Annotated in this window: 16 protein-coding genes and 5 tRNA genes; 11 read left to right on the forward strand and 10 right to left on the reverse strand. The window is 47.8% G+C overall.

Annotation, left to right across the window (positions count from 1 at the left end; genetic code table 11):
- Positions 1–19: 19 nt before the first annotated feature.
- Positions 20–1,099 (reverse strand): M48 family metallopeptidase, encoded by a 1,080-nt coding sequence (locus tag RDW05_RS09005; protein WP_293722535.1) that lies wholly within the window; start codon positions 1,097–1,099, stop codon positions 20–22.
- A gap of 41 nt (positions 1,100–1,140) precedes the next feature.
- Positions 1,141–2,283 (reverse strand): CoA transferase, encoded by a 1,143-nt coding sequence (locus RDW05_RS09010; protein WP_307978743.1) that lies wholly within the window; start codon positions 2,281–2,283, stop codon positions 1,141–1,143.
- 152 nt (positions 2,284–2,435) lie between these two features.
- Here RDW05_RS09010 and thiW point away from each other — a divergent pair, with 152 nt between their 5' ends.
- From thiW to RDW05_RS09025, 3 genes are read left to right on the forward strand one after another with little or no spacing between them, the layout of a single operon-like run.
- Complete coding sequence (thiW, locus tag RDW05_RS09015) at positions 2,436–2,927, forward strand: energy coupling factor transporter S component ThiW (protein WP_307978744.1); 492 nt, start codon at positions 2,436–2,438, stop codon at positions 2,925–2,927.
- A gap of 1 nt (position 2,928) precedes the next feature.
- Positions 2,929–3,219, forward strand: coding sequence for a hypothetical protein (locus RDW05_RS09020; RefSeq protein ID WP_304239133.1), 291 nt, complete (start codon positions 2,929–2,931; stop codon positions 3,217–3,219).
- 13 nt (positions 3,220–3,232) lie between these two features.
- Positions 3,233–3,565 carry a helix-turn-helix transcriptional regulator gene (locus RDW05_RS09025; protein WP_021719194.1) on the forward strand — a complete coding sequence of 111 codons (333 nt, stop codon included), beginning with the start codon at positions 3,233–3,235 and terminating at the stop codon, positions 3,563–3,565.
- A 40-nt stretch (positions 3,566–3,605) separates the two neighbouring features.
- Here the strand turns inward: RDW05_RS09025 and RDW05_RS09030 are convergent, their stop codons facing one another.
- Positions 3,606–4,607: an extracellular solute-binding protein gene (locus RDW05_RS09030; RefSeq protein ID WP_307978745.1), complete on the reverse strand. Its 1,002-nt coding sequence runs from the start codon at positions 4,605–4,607 to the stop codon at positions 3,606–3,608.
- Between the two features lie 144 nt (positions 4,608–4,751).
- On the opposite strand from RDW05_RS09030, the gene RDW05_RS09035 reads away from it, so the two are divergent.
- On the forward strand, positions 4,752–5,243 hold the full coding sequence (locus RDW05_RS09035) for a prolyl-tRNA synthetase associated domain-containing protein (RefSeq protein WP_307978746.1): 492 nt from the start codon (positions 4,752–4,754) through the stop codon (positions 5,241–5,243).
- A 200-nt stretch (positions 5,244–5,443) separates the two neighbouring features.
- Here RDW05_RS09035 and RDW05_RS09040 read toward each other — a convergent pair whose 3' ends face one another.
- From RDW05_RS09040 to RDW05_RS09050, 3 genes are all read right to left on the reverse strand, one after another.
- Positions 5,444–6,649, reverse strand: coding sequence for a type III PLP-dependent enzyme (locus RDW05_RS09040; RefSeq protein ID WP_307978747.1), 1,206 nt, complete (start codon positions 6,647–6,649; stop codon positions 5,444–5,446).
- A gap of 300 nt (positions 6,650–6,949) precedes the next feature.
- Positions 6,950–8,230 (reverse strand): serine--tRNA ligase, encoded by a 1,281-nt coding sequence (serS, locus tag RDW05_RS09045; RefSeq protein ID WP_304258218.1) that lies wholly within the window; start codon positions 8,228–8,230, stop codon positions 6,950–6,952.
- 78 nt (positions 8,231–8,308) lie between these two features.
- On the reverse strand, positions 8,309–9,181 hold the full coding sequence (locus RDW05_RS09050) for an NAD(P)/FAD-dependent oxidoreductase (RefSeq protein WP_021719199.1): 873 nt from the start codon (positions 9,179–9,181) through the stop codon (positions 8,309–8,311).
- Positions 9,182–9,354: 173 nt separating this feature from the next.
- Between RDW05_RS09050 and RDW05_RS09055 the strand changes: the two genes are divergently transcribed.
- The 6 genes from RDW05_RS09055 to RDW05_RS09080 all read left to right on the forward strand — a co-directional run bounded on the left by RDW05_RS09055 (position 9,355) and on the right by RDW05_RS09080 (position 10,082).
- A tRNA-Lys gene (locus RDW05_RS09055) sits at positions 9,355–9,430 on the forward strand.
- A 5-nt stretch (positions 9,431–9,435) separates the two neighbouring features.
- A tRNA-Glu gene (locus RDW05_RS09060) sits at positions 9,436–9,510 on the forward strand.
- Between the two features lie 5 nt (positions 9,511–9,515).
- A tRNA-Val gene (locus RDW05_RS09065) sits at positions 9,516–9,591 on the forward strand.
- Between the two features lie 31 nt (positions 9,592–9,622).
- Positions 9,623–9,699, forward strand: a tRNA-Asp gene (locus tag RDW05_RS09070).
- Between the two features lie 5 nt (positions 9,700–9,704).
- Positions 9,705–9,780 (forward strand) — tRNA-Phe (locus tag RDW05_RS09075).
- Positions 9,781–9,875: 95 nt separating this feature from the next.
- Complete coding sequence (locus RDW05_RS09080) at positions 9,876–10,082, forward strand: hypothetical protein (protein ID WP_009145849.1); 207 nt, start codon at positions 9,876–9,878, stop codon at positions 10,080–10,082.
- A gap of 72 nt (positions 10,083–10,154) precedes the next feature.
- On the opposite strand, the gene RDW05_RS09085 is transcribed toward RDW05_RS09080, so the two are convergent.
- Positions 10,155–10,361, reverse strand: coding sequence for a heavy metal-associated domain-containing protein (locus RDW05_RS09085; RefSeq protein ID WP_307978750.1), 207 nt, complete (start codon positions 10,359–10,361; stop codon positions 10,155–10,157).
- Positions 10,362–10,380: 19 nt separating this feature from the next.
- Positions 10,381–12,642 carry a heavy metal translocating P-type ATPase gene (locus RDW05_RS09090; RefSeq protein ID WP_307978752.1) on the reverse strand — a complete coding sequence of 754 codons (2,262 nt, stop codon included), beginning with the start codon at positions 12,640–12,642 and terminating at the stop codon, positions 10,381–10,383.
- A gap of 220 nt (positions 12,643–12,862) precedes the next feature.
- On the opposite strand from RDW05_RS09090, the gene RDW05_RS09095 reads away from it, so the two are divergent.
- Positions 12,863–13,252 (forward strand): helix-turn-helix domain-containing protein, encoded by a 390-nt coding sequence (locus tag RDW05_RS09095; RefSeq protein ID WP_249747497.1) that lies wholly within the window; start codon positions 12,863–12,865, stop codon positions 13,250–13,252.
- A gap of 201 nt (positions 13,253–13,453) precedes the next feature.
- Here the strand turns inward: RDW05_RS09095 and panD are convergent, their stop codons facing one another.
- Together panD and panC are read right to left on the reverse strand one after the other, a co-directional pair.
- Positions 13,454–13,837 (reverse strand): aspartate 1-decarboxylase, encoded by a 384-nt coding sequence (gene panD, locus RDW05_RS09100; protein ID WP_009145844.1) that lies wholly within the window; start codon positions 13,835–13,837, stop codon positions 13,454–13,456.
- A gap of 1 nt (position 13,838) precedes the next feature.
- Positions 13,839–14,693: a pantoate--beta-alanine ligase gene (panC, locus tag RDW05_RS09105; protein WP_276634532.1), complete on the reverse strand. Its 855-nt coding sequence runs from the start codon at positions 14,691–14,693 to the stop codon at positions 13,839–13,841.
- Positions 14,694–14,762: the final 69 nt, after the last annotated feature.

The raw sequence follows: 14,762 nt of genomic DNA on the forward strand, positions 1-14,762 counted from the left end.
ATTTGTTGCCCGAATCTGCTTATTTCTTTTTGGTGCTGCTCTTAGCTTTAGCATCATTAGCATTAGCTATCTGTGCCCAATCACGCAGCATATCAGCACAGGCTGCTGCATAAGCGCCGGCACTGCCAAAAGCACCTGCATCCTGAGTATACAGACGGAAAACCTGGATATCGTCATAATAGATATCTGCCGTACTGCCGTTGTCATAAACCACAAAATGGTTGGAGTTTACAGGTCCGCGCTGACGCACGTTCCACAAGCCGCCTGCGAGCATATAGGCACGATATTTACCCTTGGTATTACCAATACTCTGACTTACGTTAAAGCTCCAGTTACCCTCGGTAACAGTCGCATGGTCATCGTCTTTAACAACAACATCGGGATGAATGTTATATTCCTTAAGCTGCTTCATAACGCGTTTTACACGCTCCTCCGGCTCGGGATGGCTGCTGAACAGACCGTAATTGGCGCCGCCGCCCTGCTTGGACAAATCATCCAGCTTCCACACGGTAATCAGCATGCTGTAAGGATTATAGCCTGCTGCAATGCTGTTCTTTACGCCTTCCTTATCGGCACCGCGTTCGTCTGTACGGCTGTAACCGGCAAACAACGCCTGCTGTGCTGCCTGCACAAGGCCCATGCCCTGTCCGCGGGTGGCAGCTAGCAGAATCAGCGAGGTCCACATCTGCTTTTCAATCGCATTTACCGTATGCTTTTTGGCTACGTGTCCCACCTCATGGCCAAGAACACCGGCCAACTCCATGTCTGTCGGCATGTAGTCAATCAGTCCCTTATACACATAAACAAAGCCGCCGGGGCAGGCTAAGGCATTGACCTCATTGTTATTGAGCACCTTAAAGGAAAAGGTGATGTCATCACGTCCGCAAACCTTAGCCAGCCTTTGCCCGATGCGGTTAACTCTTTCCTGCAGCGCATAATCCTGCGAAACACCATATTGAGCCTCCAGCTGTTGCGCTGTCTGCTGTCCCATTTCAATTTCCTGCTCTCTGCTGATTAAGCCCGCCTCTGCAGGGTTAACGCCTACAAACAGGCAGCAGGCAAAAACAAATGTCATAAAAAGCTTTACTATCTTCCTCATATTGGCCTCCTGCTTCATAAACACACTACAATCAAAAAATTCTAGATTGCGCCCTCTTCATGCAAAGCGCTGATTTCATTATCATTATATCCCAGTTTCTGCAAAATATCCAGCGTATGTTCGCCGAGCTTAGGTGCTCTCATGCGGATGCTGCTTGCAGCCTCACTGAACTTCACCGGACCGCCGATATACTGCAAATTCCCCAAGTCACTGTCTGCTTCCTGCAGGATATGCTCCTGCGCCGTCAGCTCACTGTCCAACGCTTCCTCCAGACTGCATACGGGCGTTACGCAAAATTCTGCGCCACCGATTAAATTCAACCATTGCTGTTGGGTTTTAGCAGCAATTTTAGCAGCCACCAGCTGCTGCAGCTCCTCCTCATGAGCAAAATCATATTGGCGTTTTTCCAGCTCCGGACATTCAATTAAATCGCAAAAGCGTTGCCAAAACTTAGGCTCGATAGTACCGACTGTCAGATATCTGCCATCTGCGGTACGATAAATATTATAGTAATGCGCTATACGACCAAAGGGCTTTTCACCTGTTTCCCTGCAGCCCCACAAAGCACTGAGGCCCGTCACCTGCATTGACAGTGCCGTAGCATACAAATTGACATCAAGCCACTGTCCTTTGCCGGTACGTTCGCGTGCCAGCAACGCCATCGAAATCGCACTTAAAGCATTTAAACCACTGCCAATCGCGCTCACCTGCACCTCAGATACGCAGGCTCTGCCAATATCATCAAGATTATTGAGGCCAGCCAGACCGACAACGTTCAGGTCGTGTGCCGGCTTATGCGATTCTTGGCCGAAGCCGGTAATTGAGCAGTACACCAGACGCGGATTAATTTTATGCACACTGTCATAATCAAGGCCATAGCGCGCCAGATATCCCGGACGGAAGCCTTCCAGAAAAACATCGGCCTCCTGCAGCAGCTTCAGCAGCAAATCACGTCCGCCGTCCTTTTTAAGATTCAGGGCAACGCCTCGCTTATTGCGGTTCAGCATCAGATGCCAGTAGCTCATGCCTTTAGTTTTTTCAGGCCAAAAGCGACGTGTCGCATCACCCTGCAAATCCTCAATCTTGATAACATCCGCACCGTAATCACCCAACAACATACCACAATATTGTCCCGGCAGCCACTTGGAAAAATCAATAACCTTAATACCTTCTAACAAAGCCAACTTTATCACTCCTGTTCTGCTTTATAGCTTTTATATTCCACAAAAATTTTCTTATGAATTTATTCAGATATGTTCACAAAGCACCTATTTAAATGCTATAATATAGTTATATCATTGTTAGCCATACACAACTTTCATATGGAGGTTTTTATATGCAAACTCGTAAGCTGACATCCGCAGCGCTTTTAATTGCCATCGGCACACTGAGCGCACATTTAATATATATCCCGGCAGGTGTCTCCAAATGCTTCCCTGTGCAACACGCCATCAATGTTATGGGTGCAGTCCTTTTAGGACCAGATTACGCCGTTGCAATCGGCTTTATCATTGCCTGTCTGCGCAACATGCTGGGCACAGGCTCACTTTTAGCCTTTCCCGGTAGTATGATTGGTGCAGCCCTCGCCGGACTGGCCTACAGCCGTTACAAAACACTGACAGCGGCTATGGCTGGCGAAATATTCGGTACCGGCATCATCGGTGGTTTCGTCGCCTGGATTATGACCACACTGCTTTTAGGCAGCAATGCTGTAGCCTGGTTCTTCATCCCGCCGTTTTTAGTAAGCACCATCGGCGGCAGTATTATTGCCTGTCTGTTGCTCAAGACCGGTTTTTTCAAACAACTCAGTAGTAAAGAGGATAAGTAACATGAACTTCGGTGAAATTGTCAACTTCCTTCTCTATGCCTTCAGCGGCATCTGCTTCGGCGTTTTTGCCTCACGCTACAGCGTCTTCAGTGCGTTGCACATCAAAAGCAAATGGCAGGAGGAGGGTATCAGCTGTCTTTTCAGCTGCTTACCGCAGCTGCTTTTCCTCAGCGTAAGCTTTTTCCTTTTCCCGACCTGGTTTATCAGCAAGACTCCAACCGGAGGCTTCTTTTATTACGCAGTACTCGCATTCTTTTTCAACAAAGGACTGCGTCTAAACAATAAAAAGTAAAGTAGGTGATAAAATGACACACGTCCACACTCATAACTTGCCGCTTCCTGGCAATGATGACGAAAAATATATCCAGCCCATGGCTGATATTTTTAAAGTCCTCAGCGACCCCACTCGTATCCGCATTCTCTCCCTGTTAGCACACCAGGAGATGTGCGTTACCTGCATTGCCGATGCACTTGGCATGACACATTCCGCTATTTCGCATCAGCTGCGTCTGTTGCGTGCCACCAACCTGGTAAAATTTACCAAGGACGGTAAAGAGGTTATTTATTCTCTGGATGACAGCCACGTGCTCAGTCTTTTCGACCAGGCACTGGACCATGTAAAACATAAGGTTTTATAAAATTTATTGGCGCTGTAAGAGCGCCAATTTTTTTATGCCGTTAAAGAGCACTGCGCCACTGACGGATAATCTCACTCTTATAAACCGAGGTCCAGCTTAAATCATCTACTGGGACACGGACATTACCTATAAGCTCCTTACGTCCGTCATTATAGGGATATTTTTTTACATGCCAGATATAATGATAACCGTTTGCAGGTAACAGCTCTACACCTGCATCACTCATCAGATAATCCAAAAAAGCGCGTGCCTGCTCTGGATGCTCTGCGCTGCGCATAATCGCTGCACCGGTAAGCATTGTACGGTTGGCATCCTTCACCACTGTTGCAAACAGGTGACGATGACGTGCTTCCATCTGCAAAGCATAATCCAGCGGCACTATGGCAACCGTCTTTTTGCCTATATAGACAAGGTCCACAGCCTCACCGAACCCCTTAGTATAAACAGGCTGCTGTGCATTGAACTTGGCTGCATAAGCCATAGCCTGCTCCTTGCCGCGCAGCTGCACGATACTTGTAATCATACCGTAGCTGGCTCCACCCAATTCAAAATCGGCAATCGCCAGCTCATCCTTAAGCTGCGGTACTAAAAGCTCATCCCATGTTTCCGGTGCATATAAGCCGTAAGCATGAAGATTATTTTTGTTGCTCAGCAAAGCAATGTAGCTCAGATAAAGACTCGTCCATTGTCCTGTACGATTGCGCAGCTCTGCCGGTACCTTATAAGCTTCCTTGGCAATATACGGCTGCAGGATGTGCTGCTCATCTGCCATGAAATACTCTTCGCTTGTGCCGCCCAGCCAGACATCGAATTTGTGCTTGCGCAGGTAATCCAAGCGTTCCTGCTGCGTACCTCCGGGCAGATAGCTTATATTTACTTTTACACCTGCAGCCTTGCTGTAGCTGTCGGCAATAACCTCCGTCAGCTTGGTGCCCATACTGCTGCAGAGCTGCAGCTCCTTAGGCTGCGGCTGCTCACTGCCACAGCCCGCTGCCAGCAAAGCCAGCAGCGTCAAAATATATATTATAACTTTTCGCATCATCTTTTCCGCCTTTCGCTTTGCTATTATTATAGCATGAACGCCAAGCTTTCTCCATATTTTAGGCAGCCTGCAACTTGCCGTAAATCCTTAGTTGACTTATAATAAAATGCATCGATACAAAACATTATTGCAAGGAGATTCTCTATGAGTTTCGCCAAGAATGACATCTATGATTTGCTAAACGCTAAAAACATACAGTTTACCTGTACGGAACACCGGCCTGTTTATTCTATGGAAGAACTTGATGCACTGGAGATGCCTGCTGATGCCGTTATCTGCAAAAATTTATTTTTACGCAACAGCAACGGTAAGCAGCACTTTCTTCTGACCGTTCCCGCAGCTACGCCTGTTGACTTAAAACAGCTTGCTGCTTCATTAGGCAGCTCCCGCCTCAGCTTCGCTTCGGCAGAGCGTCTGGAAAAATATCTCAAACTGCAGTCAGGCTTAGTTTCACCCTTCGGCCTATTGAACGATACAAGCAAAAGCGTTATCTTCGTCAGCAGCAAAAACTTACCGCCATCCGCCATCATCGGTATTCATCCGAACGATAATACCGCCACCGTCTGGCTCACTTTCGGCGATTTACTGGCATTGTTGTCTGAACTGCAGGTAGAAGTGAAGTTGGGAGAAATGTAAGAAAAAGCATACTTGCGTAAAATGAGCGTTAAGACTGCCCTCGCTGTGTCTAAAAAATCCTGATCTTGTCACGTTTTTCCGTATTTTATCATTGCTTTCTGTAACGTTTTTCCACATTTTTTATACCTCATCTGTCACGTTTTTCCTAAAATATAAAAACCGCACCAACGCTAAACGCTGATGCGGTAACAACTATATTTTCATTTTACAGCCTGCGCCACAGACTGATTCATCTCAACACGTCCGACAGCGACAACAGGCTCAACCTCAGCCTTTACGCGCTCCCAGATAACGAACTTAGCCTTGCTAAAGCCGTTAAAGGTAGTTGCGCTGGCAGAGGTATAGGCACCGCAGCTGGGAACCAGCAGTAAATCGCCAACCTGCAGCGGCACCGTCATGCGGCCGCGGAACATAATATCCAGGGAATCACAGCTCGGTCCGGCGAACGTTGCTGCCACCTTTTCATCACCCTCACGGAAACTGATGAGCTTGAAATCCCACTGGTCAAAGAGTACGCCAGAGAATGTTCCGTACAGGCCTTCATCGAGGAAGTACCATGGCTGACCGCCGCGCTCGGTAACACCGATGACGCTGGTAATCAGATTTACCGCCGTACCGCAGATATAACGGCCCGGTTCGGCCCAGATTTCAGCGTCGGCGAAATCCTCATCCAGACGCGCATTAATCTGGCGCAGCATTTCCGGCAGATTGAATTTAACCTTCGGCTCAGGAATAGGGAAGCCGCCGCCGATATCCAACACACGCAGCTTCAGACCGGCTGCCTCAGCCTCCTCAAACAGTTCACGCGCAATATCCAGCGCATGCAGATAGGGGTCAGCGCTGACAGTCTGGCTGCCTACATGAAAGGCAATGCCGGCCATATCCAAACCTGCTTCCTTAGCCTGCTGCATCAAAGCCAACGCATTTTCACGTGCAGCACCGAATTTTTTATTCAAATCAACATGTGCCGAGGAATTGTCGATACGCAGTCTGAGCAGTACAGTCGCATCCGGGCACTGGTTTTTTATTTTATCTATTTCACTGGCGCTGTCAAAGGTCATATTGCGTACACCACAGCTGCGGCAGGCCTCCAGCCCTACGCTTGTCTTTACAGGATTAGCGTAAATCAGACGACCGCCATCCACACCCATATCATGCAGGGTGCGGATTTCTCCGTCGCTTGCTACGTCAAAGCAGGAGCCCATATCTGCCATCACCCGCAAAATTTCCGGATGCGGATTAGCCTTAATCGCGTAATGAATTTTGACACGCGGCATATATTTTTTCAAAACCTTGTAGTTCTTTTTGATTTCATCAAGAGAAAGTACTAACAGCGGCGTACCGAAACGTACCGCTAATTTTTCTACAGCCTGTTGGCTTATTTGGAAATGTTTTTTATTACTCATAACACTCTCCCCTTGCTATTGCATTTATTTTTTCTTCTATGATTGTACCACAATAATTTGAAAGTACAATAGGAAAACGGCAAAAAATTGAATTTTTTCGAGGAGAACAGGAAAATTTTCCAATAATCACGGATTGGCACATTTTTAACTGTAAAATACAGAGAATTTCGCCATAAAATATTTTAAACTAGCAAAAAGTTACTGAAAGTTACTGAATACAGCAGACAAAACAAAAAGCGTTGAAATGCCAATAAAGTAGCATTTCAACGCTTAATTTTTATTCAGCTGAATCTGCGCAGCTTATTTTTTCGGAGCGGTAATTACATCGCAGCCCATGTAAGGACGCAGAGCCTCAGGAACAACTACGCTGCCATCAGCCTGCTGATAGTTTTCCAGAATAGCGGCAACGGTACGGCCAACAGCTACACCACTGCCGTTAAGGGTATGTACAAATTCCGGTTTGGATTTTGCATCACGACGGAAGCGGATGTTAGCACGGCGTGCCTGGAAGTCCAGGAAGTTGGAGCAGGAAGAAATTTCACGGTAGCAGTTTGCTGCCGGCAGCCATACTTCGAGGTCATAGGTGGTAGCAGAGCTGAAGCCCAGGTCACCGGTGCACAAACGTACAACATGGTACGGCAGGCCCAATAATTGCAGAACTTCTTCAGCATCATTAGTCAGCTTATCCAGCTCAGCCCAGGATTCTTCCGGTTTGGTGAATTTAACCAGCTCAACCTTGTTGAACTGATGCATACGGATCAGGCCACGGGTATCACGGCCTGCAGCACCGGCTTCTGCACGGAAGCAAGCGCTGTATGCGGTATATTTCAGCGGCAGTTCATCGCCGGTCAGAATATCATCACGATGATAGTTGGTTACAGGAACCTCTGCGGTCGGAATCAGGTACATATCGCCGTTTTCCAGCTTGTACATATCCTCGGCAAATTTCGGCAATTGGCCGGTGCCCTGCATGCTTGCACCGTTAACGATGAACGGCGGGAAGAATTCGGTATAACCATGCTTTCTGGTGTGTACATCCAGGAAGAAGTTAATAACGGCACGCTCCAGACGGGAGCCCATGCCACGATAGAATACATAACGTGCACCGCTGACCTTAACGCCACGTTCGAAATCCAGAATGCCCAGGTTTTCACCGATATCCCAGTGAGCCTTAGGTTCAAAATCAAATTTGGTCGGTTCGCCCCAGGTGCGGATAACCGGATTGCAGCTATCATCCTTGCCTACGGGAACATCTTCAGCAGGAACGTTAGGAATAGTCAGCAGAATGCTTTTGATTTTTTCTTCAATCTCTTTCAGTTCCTTGTCATCTGCAGCAATTTTATCGCCGAGAGCACGAACCGCAGCCATCTGCTCAGTAGCATCCTGACCAGCCTTTTTCAGCTTGCCAATCTCTTGAGATGCAGTGTTGCGTTCTTTCTTCAGTGCTTCTACCTGTTGGGTAATTTCACGACGTTGTTTATCCAATTCCAGGAATTCAGTCAAATCAAGGCTGCCATTACGGCTTTTTACAGCCTCTTCGACCAGCTTCGGATTTTCGCGGACGAATTTTAAATCTAACATAATATAGCCTCCAAATAATTTATCATAACTTATATTGTAGCATAAATCCCGTCGGGATAAAAGATTTTACTGCAATTTTTAATAGTCAATTCCCTCATCACGGCGAGCAAGATAACGGATTGCCGAAAGCGCAGCCTTCTGTCCCTGACCTGCAGCACGATTTACCTGCCACGGCTGGCCTGTGCAGTCACCACCGGCAAATACACCTTCAATATTGGTTTGCGCCTGATCATCAACATAAATACTGCGGCCACGGATTTCAAGGCCAGGCAAAAAGCTGTTGAGCGGATCGCTGGCACGGAAGACAAAGGCAGCCTTAACGCTGTAAAAATCATCGCCTGCACGCAGACCGGTAACCTTATCAGTGCCGGTAATTTCTGTCGGCTTATCCAGCACTACAGTAATATTCTTCTTTTTCGGCGGAATGAAGCCGGAATACAGCGGGAAGAAGAAGACATGCTCGCATTGCTCTGCCAGATATTCCACTTCTTCCAAAGCATCAGGAACAGTAGCAATAGCGGCCACAGACTTGCCCTTATATTTATCAGCATCAACAATAGCGCAGTAGCTTACGCCCTTGCCCAAAAATTCCTTTTCTCCCGGGAAAAGCGTAGAACGGGAAATCCCAGTCGCCAATACTACGGAATCCGCAGAATATTCGCCGTGCGGTGTACCCAGCATAAAGCCTTCGCCTACCTCACGCAAAGAAATAATTTTAGATTCAATAATATCTACTTCCATCTGCTTGAGATGATTTACAAAAATATCCATAAGCGCAGTACCGGAAATATCGGGTATACCCATATAATCTGTTATCTGCGCTACACTACGCAGACGGGGGCTGAAGCCATGGGCTTCAAACAGAACAACCTTACGTCCCTTGCTGGCAGCAGTAATCGCTGCAGATACACCAGCAGGACCACCACCAATAACGGCAATATCGTAATCCATAAGTCTATCCTCCGTACAAAAAAATTTAGAACCTACTATAACACTTTAATTGTATGCTTTTCTCCATGCATAGTCAATTGTTTTTATGTCCCCAAAGATTTTTTAAGTTTTTTCGAAAAAAGTGCTTGACATTTTCTAGCAGATAGGGTATTATAATCAAGTAACGTGACCACGGCCCATTAGCTCAGTTGGTAGAGCACCTGACTCTTAATCAGGGTGTCGTAGGTTCGAGGCCTACATGGGTCACCACATTTGGCCGGTTGGTCAAGCGGTTAAGACACCGCCCTTTCACGGCGGTATCGGGGGTTCGATTCCCCCACCGGTCACCAAATACGGGCGCTTAGCTCAGCTGGGAGAGCGTCTGCCTTACAAGCAGAATGTCAGCGGTTCGATCCCGTTAGCGCCCACCATTTTTTTGCCCATTTGCCTCAATATTGTAATGGCCCGGTGGTTCAGTTGGTTAGAATGCCGCCCTGTCACGGCGGAGGTCGTGGGTTCGAGTCCCATCCGGGTCGCCAATCATGCCTCGGTAGCTCAGTTGGTAGAGCAAAGGACTGAAAATCCTTGTGTCCACAGTTCGATTCTGTGCTGAGGCACCAATCCAAAAACAGCACCTGCTATTGCGGGTGTTTTTTTATTATCTGTATATCTATATCTGCTTAAACACATTTTTCAGCCAGCAAGGAGTGTTATCATGTTTGAAAAATTTTTCCATGAAGTAACCGGTCCCTATATCTGGGGTCTGATTCTGCTTTTATCCCTGCGTGCCATCTTTTCTTCCGTACGTAAAAAGGATTATCCGCACGCTGCTGCCTTTATCGTTGTAGCCATTGCTGCCGCATTTATGACAGCAAGCGCACTTGATATGCTTCCGCCTGCTATAGCAGAAATATTTGCATAAGAAAAAGGCCGCTGCACAGCGACCTTTTTACAAGCAAAAACGCCGCTTTACGCGGCGTTTTTTTGCTTATTATCAGTTGATGCCAGTTACGTCAAAGCCGGTATCCTCAACAGCAGCCTTCAAAACTGCGTCATCCAGGCCTGCGCCCTCAACAACGGCATTATTGTTTTCAAGAGAAACGGCAACACTTGTTACACCTGCTACAGCAGCGAGTGCTTCTTTAACGGCGCCAACACAATGTTGGCAATGCATACCTTCAATAGCAATAGTTTTAGTCATAATAAAATCTCCTTTGCAATTACAATTTTATAAAACGCAGTCTTAATGCGTTAGTAACAACAGAAACGCTGCTGCAGCTCATCGCCGCTGCAGCAATCAGCGGATTCAGCAGCCAGCCGAAGGTTGTATAGAACACGCCTGCAGCAAACGGAATACCGACGGCATTATAAATAAAGGCCCAGAAAAGATTTTCCTTGATATTGGTCATCACACTGCGGCTTAAGCAAATCGCTTTCGCCACATCCAACAAGTCGCTTTTAATCAAAACCATATCAGCAGCTTCAATCGCAATATCCGTGCCGGCACCGATAGCGATACCTACATCGGCACGCGCCAACGCCGGCGCATCGTTGATGCCGTCGCCTACCATAGCGACAATATGGCCTTCCTGCTGCAGCTTGCGTACCACCGCTTCCTTATCCTGCGGCAGCACCTGAGCAACAGCCTCATCAACGCCTACCTGTGTGCGAATCGCCTCCGCCGTCGACCGGTTATCACCGGTCACCATCAGCACATGCAAGCCCATCGCCTGCAGCTTGCCGATTGCCTCCTTACTCGTAGCCTTTACGGTATCGGCAACAGCAATGCAGCCTAAAAGCTCGCCTGCACGCACAAAATATAACGGTGTTTTTCCCTGAGCCGCCAGCTTGTCATACTGGTCCATCAAAGTACTGACATCAACATTCAACGCCTCCAGCAGCTTGAAATTACCTGCTGCACATTCAGATCCTGCAATCTCTGCCTTAACGCCCTGACCGGGAATTTGCTTATAATTGCCGGCTGAAGGCAAAGCAAGCTGCTTTGCTTCGGCAGCAGCAACAATCGCTTCACCTAACGGATGCTCTGAAAGCTTTTCCAAGCCTGCGGCAAAGGCCAGCAATTCATTTTCCGTAACCTTTACAGGCAAAATATCCGTCACCACCGGCTTGCCCGCTGTAATCGTACCTGTTTTGTCTAAGATAACGGTATCAACCTTATGCGCTGTTTCCAACGCTGTTGCCGATTTAATCAAAATGCCGCTCTTAGCGCCGCGCCCCGTTCCTACCATAATTGCTGTCGGCGTTGCCAGTCCCAAAGCACAGGGACAGGAAATGACGAGCACAGAAATGGCAATCGTCAGCGCAAAATGCCAGCTTGCGCCCAGCGCCAGCCAGACAACCGCCGCAAGCACGGCAATGCCTATAACTGCAGGCACAAAATACCCGCTCACCTTATCAGCCAGTTTAGCAATCGGCGCTTTAGACGAAGTTGCTTCGTCCACCAGTGCAATAATCTTCGCCAAAGCTGTATCTGCACCAATCGCAGTTGCTTCCATCTTAAAGTAACCGCTTCTGTTAATAGTGCCGCCGATAACCTTGTCACCGATTGTTTTATCTACCGGCAGGCTTTCACCTGTCAGCGCGCTTTCGTCCAAGGCAGCGCTGCCCTCAATAATTTTACCGTCCACAGGCACGGAGGCACCGCTTTTTACAATCAGCACATCGCCTGTTACAACCTCCTCTACAGGTATTTCTCCCTGCAGACCGTGACGCTCGACAAGCGCCGTCTTCGGCGTAAGGTTCATCAGCGCCTTGATTGCATCAGAGGTGTGGCTCTTCGCCCGCGCCTCCATAAACTTACCGACGGTTACAAGTGCCAAAATTACGGCACTAGCTTCAAAATATAAGGCATCAGCAAAGCCTGGCAACAAATCAAGACGATTGTGTCCAAAGGCATACGCCATGCCAAATACGGAATACAAACCATAAATAAACGATGCACCGCTGCCTACGGCAATCAGGGAATCCATATTAGGCGCACCGCTTAAAAGATTACGCACGCCGTGGATAAAATACTTGCGGTCGATAAAAAGCACCGGAATGCACCACAGCATCTGCAGCAAAGCGTTAATCAGCTCGTTTTCCTGCCCCAGAATAAAGCTTGGCAACGGCCAGCCCCACATGCGCCCCATGTGCTGATAAAAAACAAGACCGGCAAAAATCAGCGAGCCGATAAGGCGCTGCTTCATCTCCGCCATCTCCTGCGCCGCCGTATCCTGCTGCGGCACAGGCGCAGCGGCAGCTCCTGCGGCATGCACACTTGCACCGAAGCCCAGCTTTTCAATGCGGGCAATAATCTCCTTTTCATCTACAACGTTTTCATCAAAGGTAACGTGCGCATTATTTTTCAGCAGATTAACACTCATCTGCTCCACGCCCTGCATCCTGTTGACAACCTTTTCTATGCGTGACGAGCAGGCACTGCAGCTCATGCCCGTTATATCAAGTAACTGTTTTTTCATCGTGACTCCTTTCGCTTGCTATCTGTTTGACATAAAATTTTTTGTCTGCTATTATTATAGCAAACGCTACCTTTATTTCAAGAATGCACTATTTAGGTAGATAGTATGCAAAAAGATACTGTAAGGATATATAATTTTTGATACACAAGGCAGGCATATGATTTTTTCCTAGCATAATAATATCTTAATCGCCTTGCTCTTTGCAGAAAGGAAACTCCAAATGAAAGATACTATTAACGTCAACTGTCCCGTTGCTGCCACGCTGCAGCTTATCGGCGGCAAATATAAAGCACTGCTCCTATGGCACCTGTCCGGAAAAATTTTACGCTTCAACGAGCTGCGCCGCCTCGTCCCCGAGGCAACACCAAAAATGCTCACCCAGCAATTACGCGAGCTGGAAGGTGACGGCTTAATTGCGCGCAAGGTGTACGCCGTCGTGCCGCCTAAGGTTGAGTACAGCCTGACGCCGCGGGGTGAAAGCCTCTTCCCCATCCTGCAGGCCATGTATGCCTGGGGCAGCAAGCTTTTAGAGGGTGAAGGCATCTGCCCGGAATGCTCCATGAAGCCTGTGGAAGCAGAGCATTGCTGCTGCCACGATAAAAACAAATAGAAACGAAAAACTTCGGTAGAACGATTATATTTAGCGTTCTACCGAAGTTTTTTATTTGCTATTCTTTTCGAAAAATATGCAACTTCTTATTACTATCCGGAATCGCTTGATACTTCATAAATTCAGCAAACCGCCAACACAAAAAGCACGCTGCAGCCTGCGCCAAGCGCAACCCACAGCGTGCTCTTATAATGCTTAAAATCAGCCGATTTCTGCTTCCTTTTCAGTACCGCGAACGTTAATCGGATGGTTGTTTTCGTCAACCATTACAACCTTCGGTACATAAGTTTTAGCTTCTTCCTCGGTCATAAGGCTGTAAGCGATGATGATAACAGTATCACCAACCAGAACCTTACGTGCAGCAGCACCGTTCAGGCAGATAACACCGCTACCACGCTCACCGGCGATAACATAGGTTTCCAGACGGTTACCGTTGTTGTTGTCAACGATTTGTACACGCTCGCCCGGAAGAATACCGGACAGCTCCAGCAGCTCGCTGTCGATAGTAATGCTGCCCATATATTCCAGGTTAGCCTGGGTTACGGTAGCGCGATGAATTTTGCCATGGTGCATAGTATAAAGCATATTATTTCTCCTCCAAAACTACATTATCAATCAGACGGGTGGTGCCGAATTTAACAGCTACAGCCAGCAGGTTGCTGCCTGCCATCGGAGCTGCTACAGGTTTCAATTCCGGCAGTGCATAAATTTCAACATAATCAATATCAGACATAGGCTCTTCTTTAATGGAAGCGGTAACAGCCGCAGTAATCTTAGCAGCGTCACGCTCACCTGCTTCGTACTGCTCCTTAGCAGCCTTCAGGCTACGGCTCAGTACCAGCGCTGCCTTGCGCTCTGCTTCATTCAGATAGGTATTGCGGGAGCTCTTTGCCAAACCGTCAGCTTCGCGGACAATCGGCATAATGCGCAGCTGGATATTGAAGAACAGGTCTTTTACCATGCGTTTCAGAACCTCAACCTGTTGTGCGTCCTTCTGGCCGAAGTAAGCACGGTCCGGTTGTGCCAGGTTGAACAGCTTGGTAACAACGGTAGTTACACCGCGGAAGTGAATCGGACGGGTACGGCCGCACAGAACCTTAGTAATATCACCGGTTACTTCAACCCAGGTTGCATCCTCGCTCGGATACATTTCCTTCGGAGCCGGAGCGAAAACTACGTTAGCGCCCATGCTTTCTGCCAGCTTGCAGTCTGCCTCCAAAGTACGCGGATAAGCGTCCAGATCTTCGTTAGGACCGAATTGAGTCGGATTTACGAAAACGCTGACTACAACAAAGTCATTTTCCATGTTAGCTGCTTTAATCAGGGATGCATGGCCTTCATGCAATGCGCCCATAGTAGGCACCAGACCGATGGTCAAACCCTGAGCTTTAGCTGCTGCAACCTCTTCGCGCAGCTCTGCAACTGTATGTACTAATTTCATTTTGAATTACCTCACTCGTATAATATAGTCATAGCTTAGGTTGCTTTTAATAAAAATTTAAGCTATGCT

The sequence above is a fragment of the uncultured Phascolarctobacterium sp. genome (genome assembly GCF_902463975.1).
Lineage (GTDB): Bacteria > Bacillota > Negativicutes > Acidaminococcales > Acidaminococcaceae > Phascolarctobacterium_A.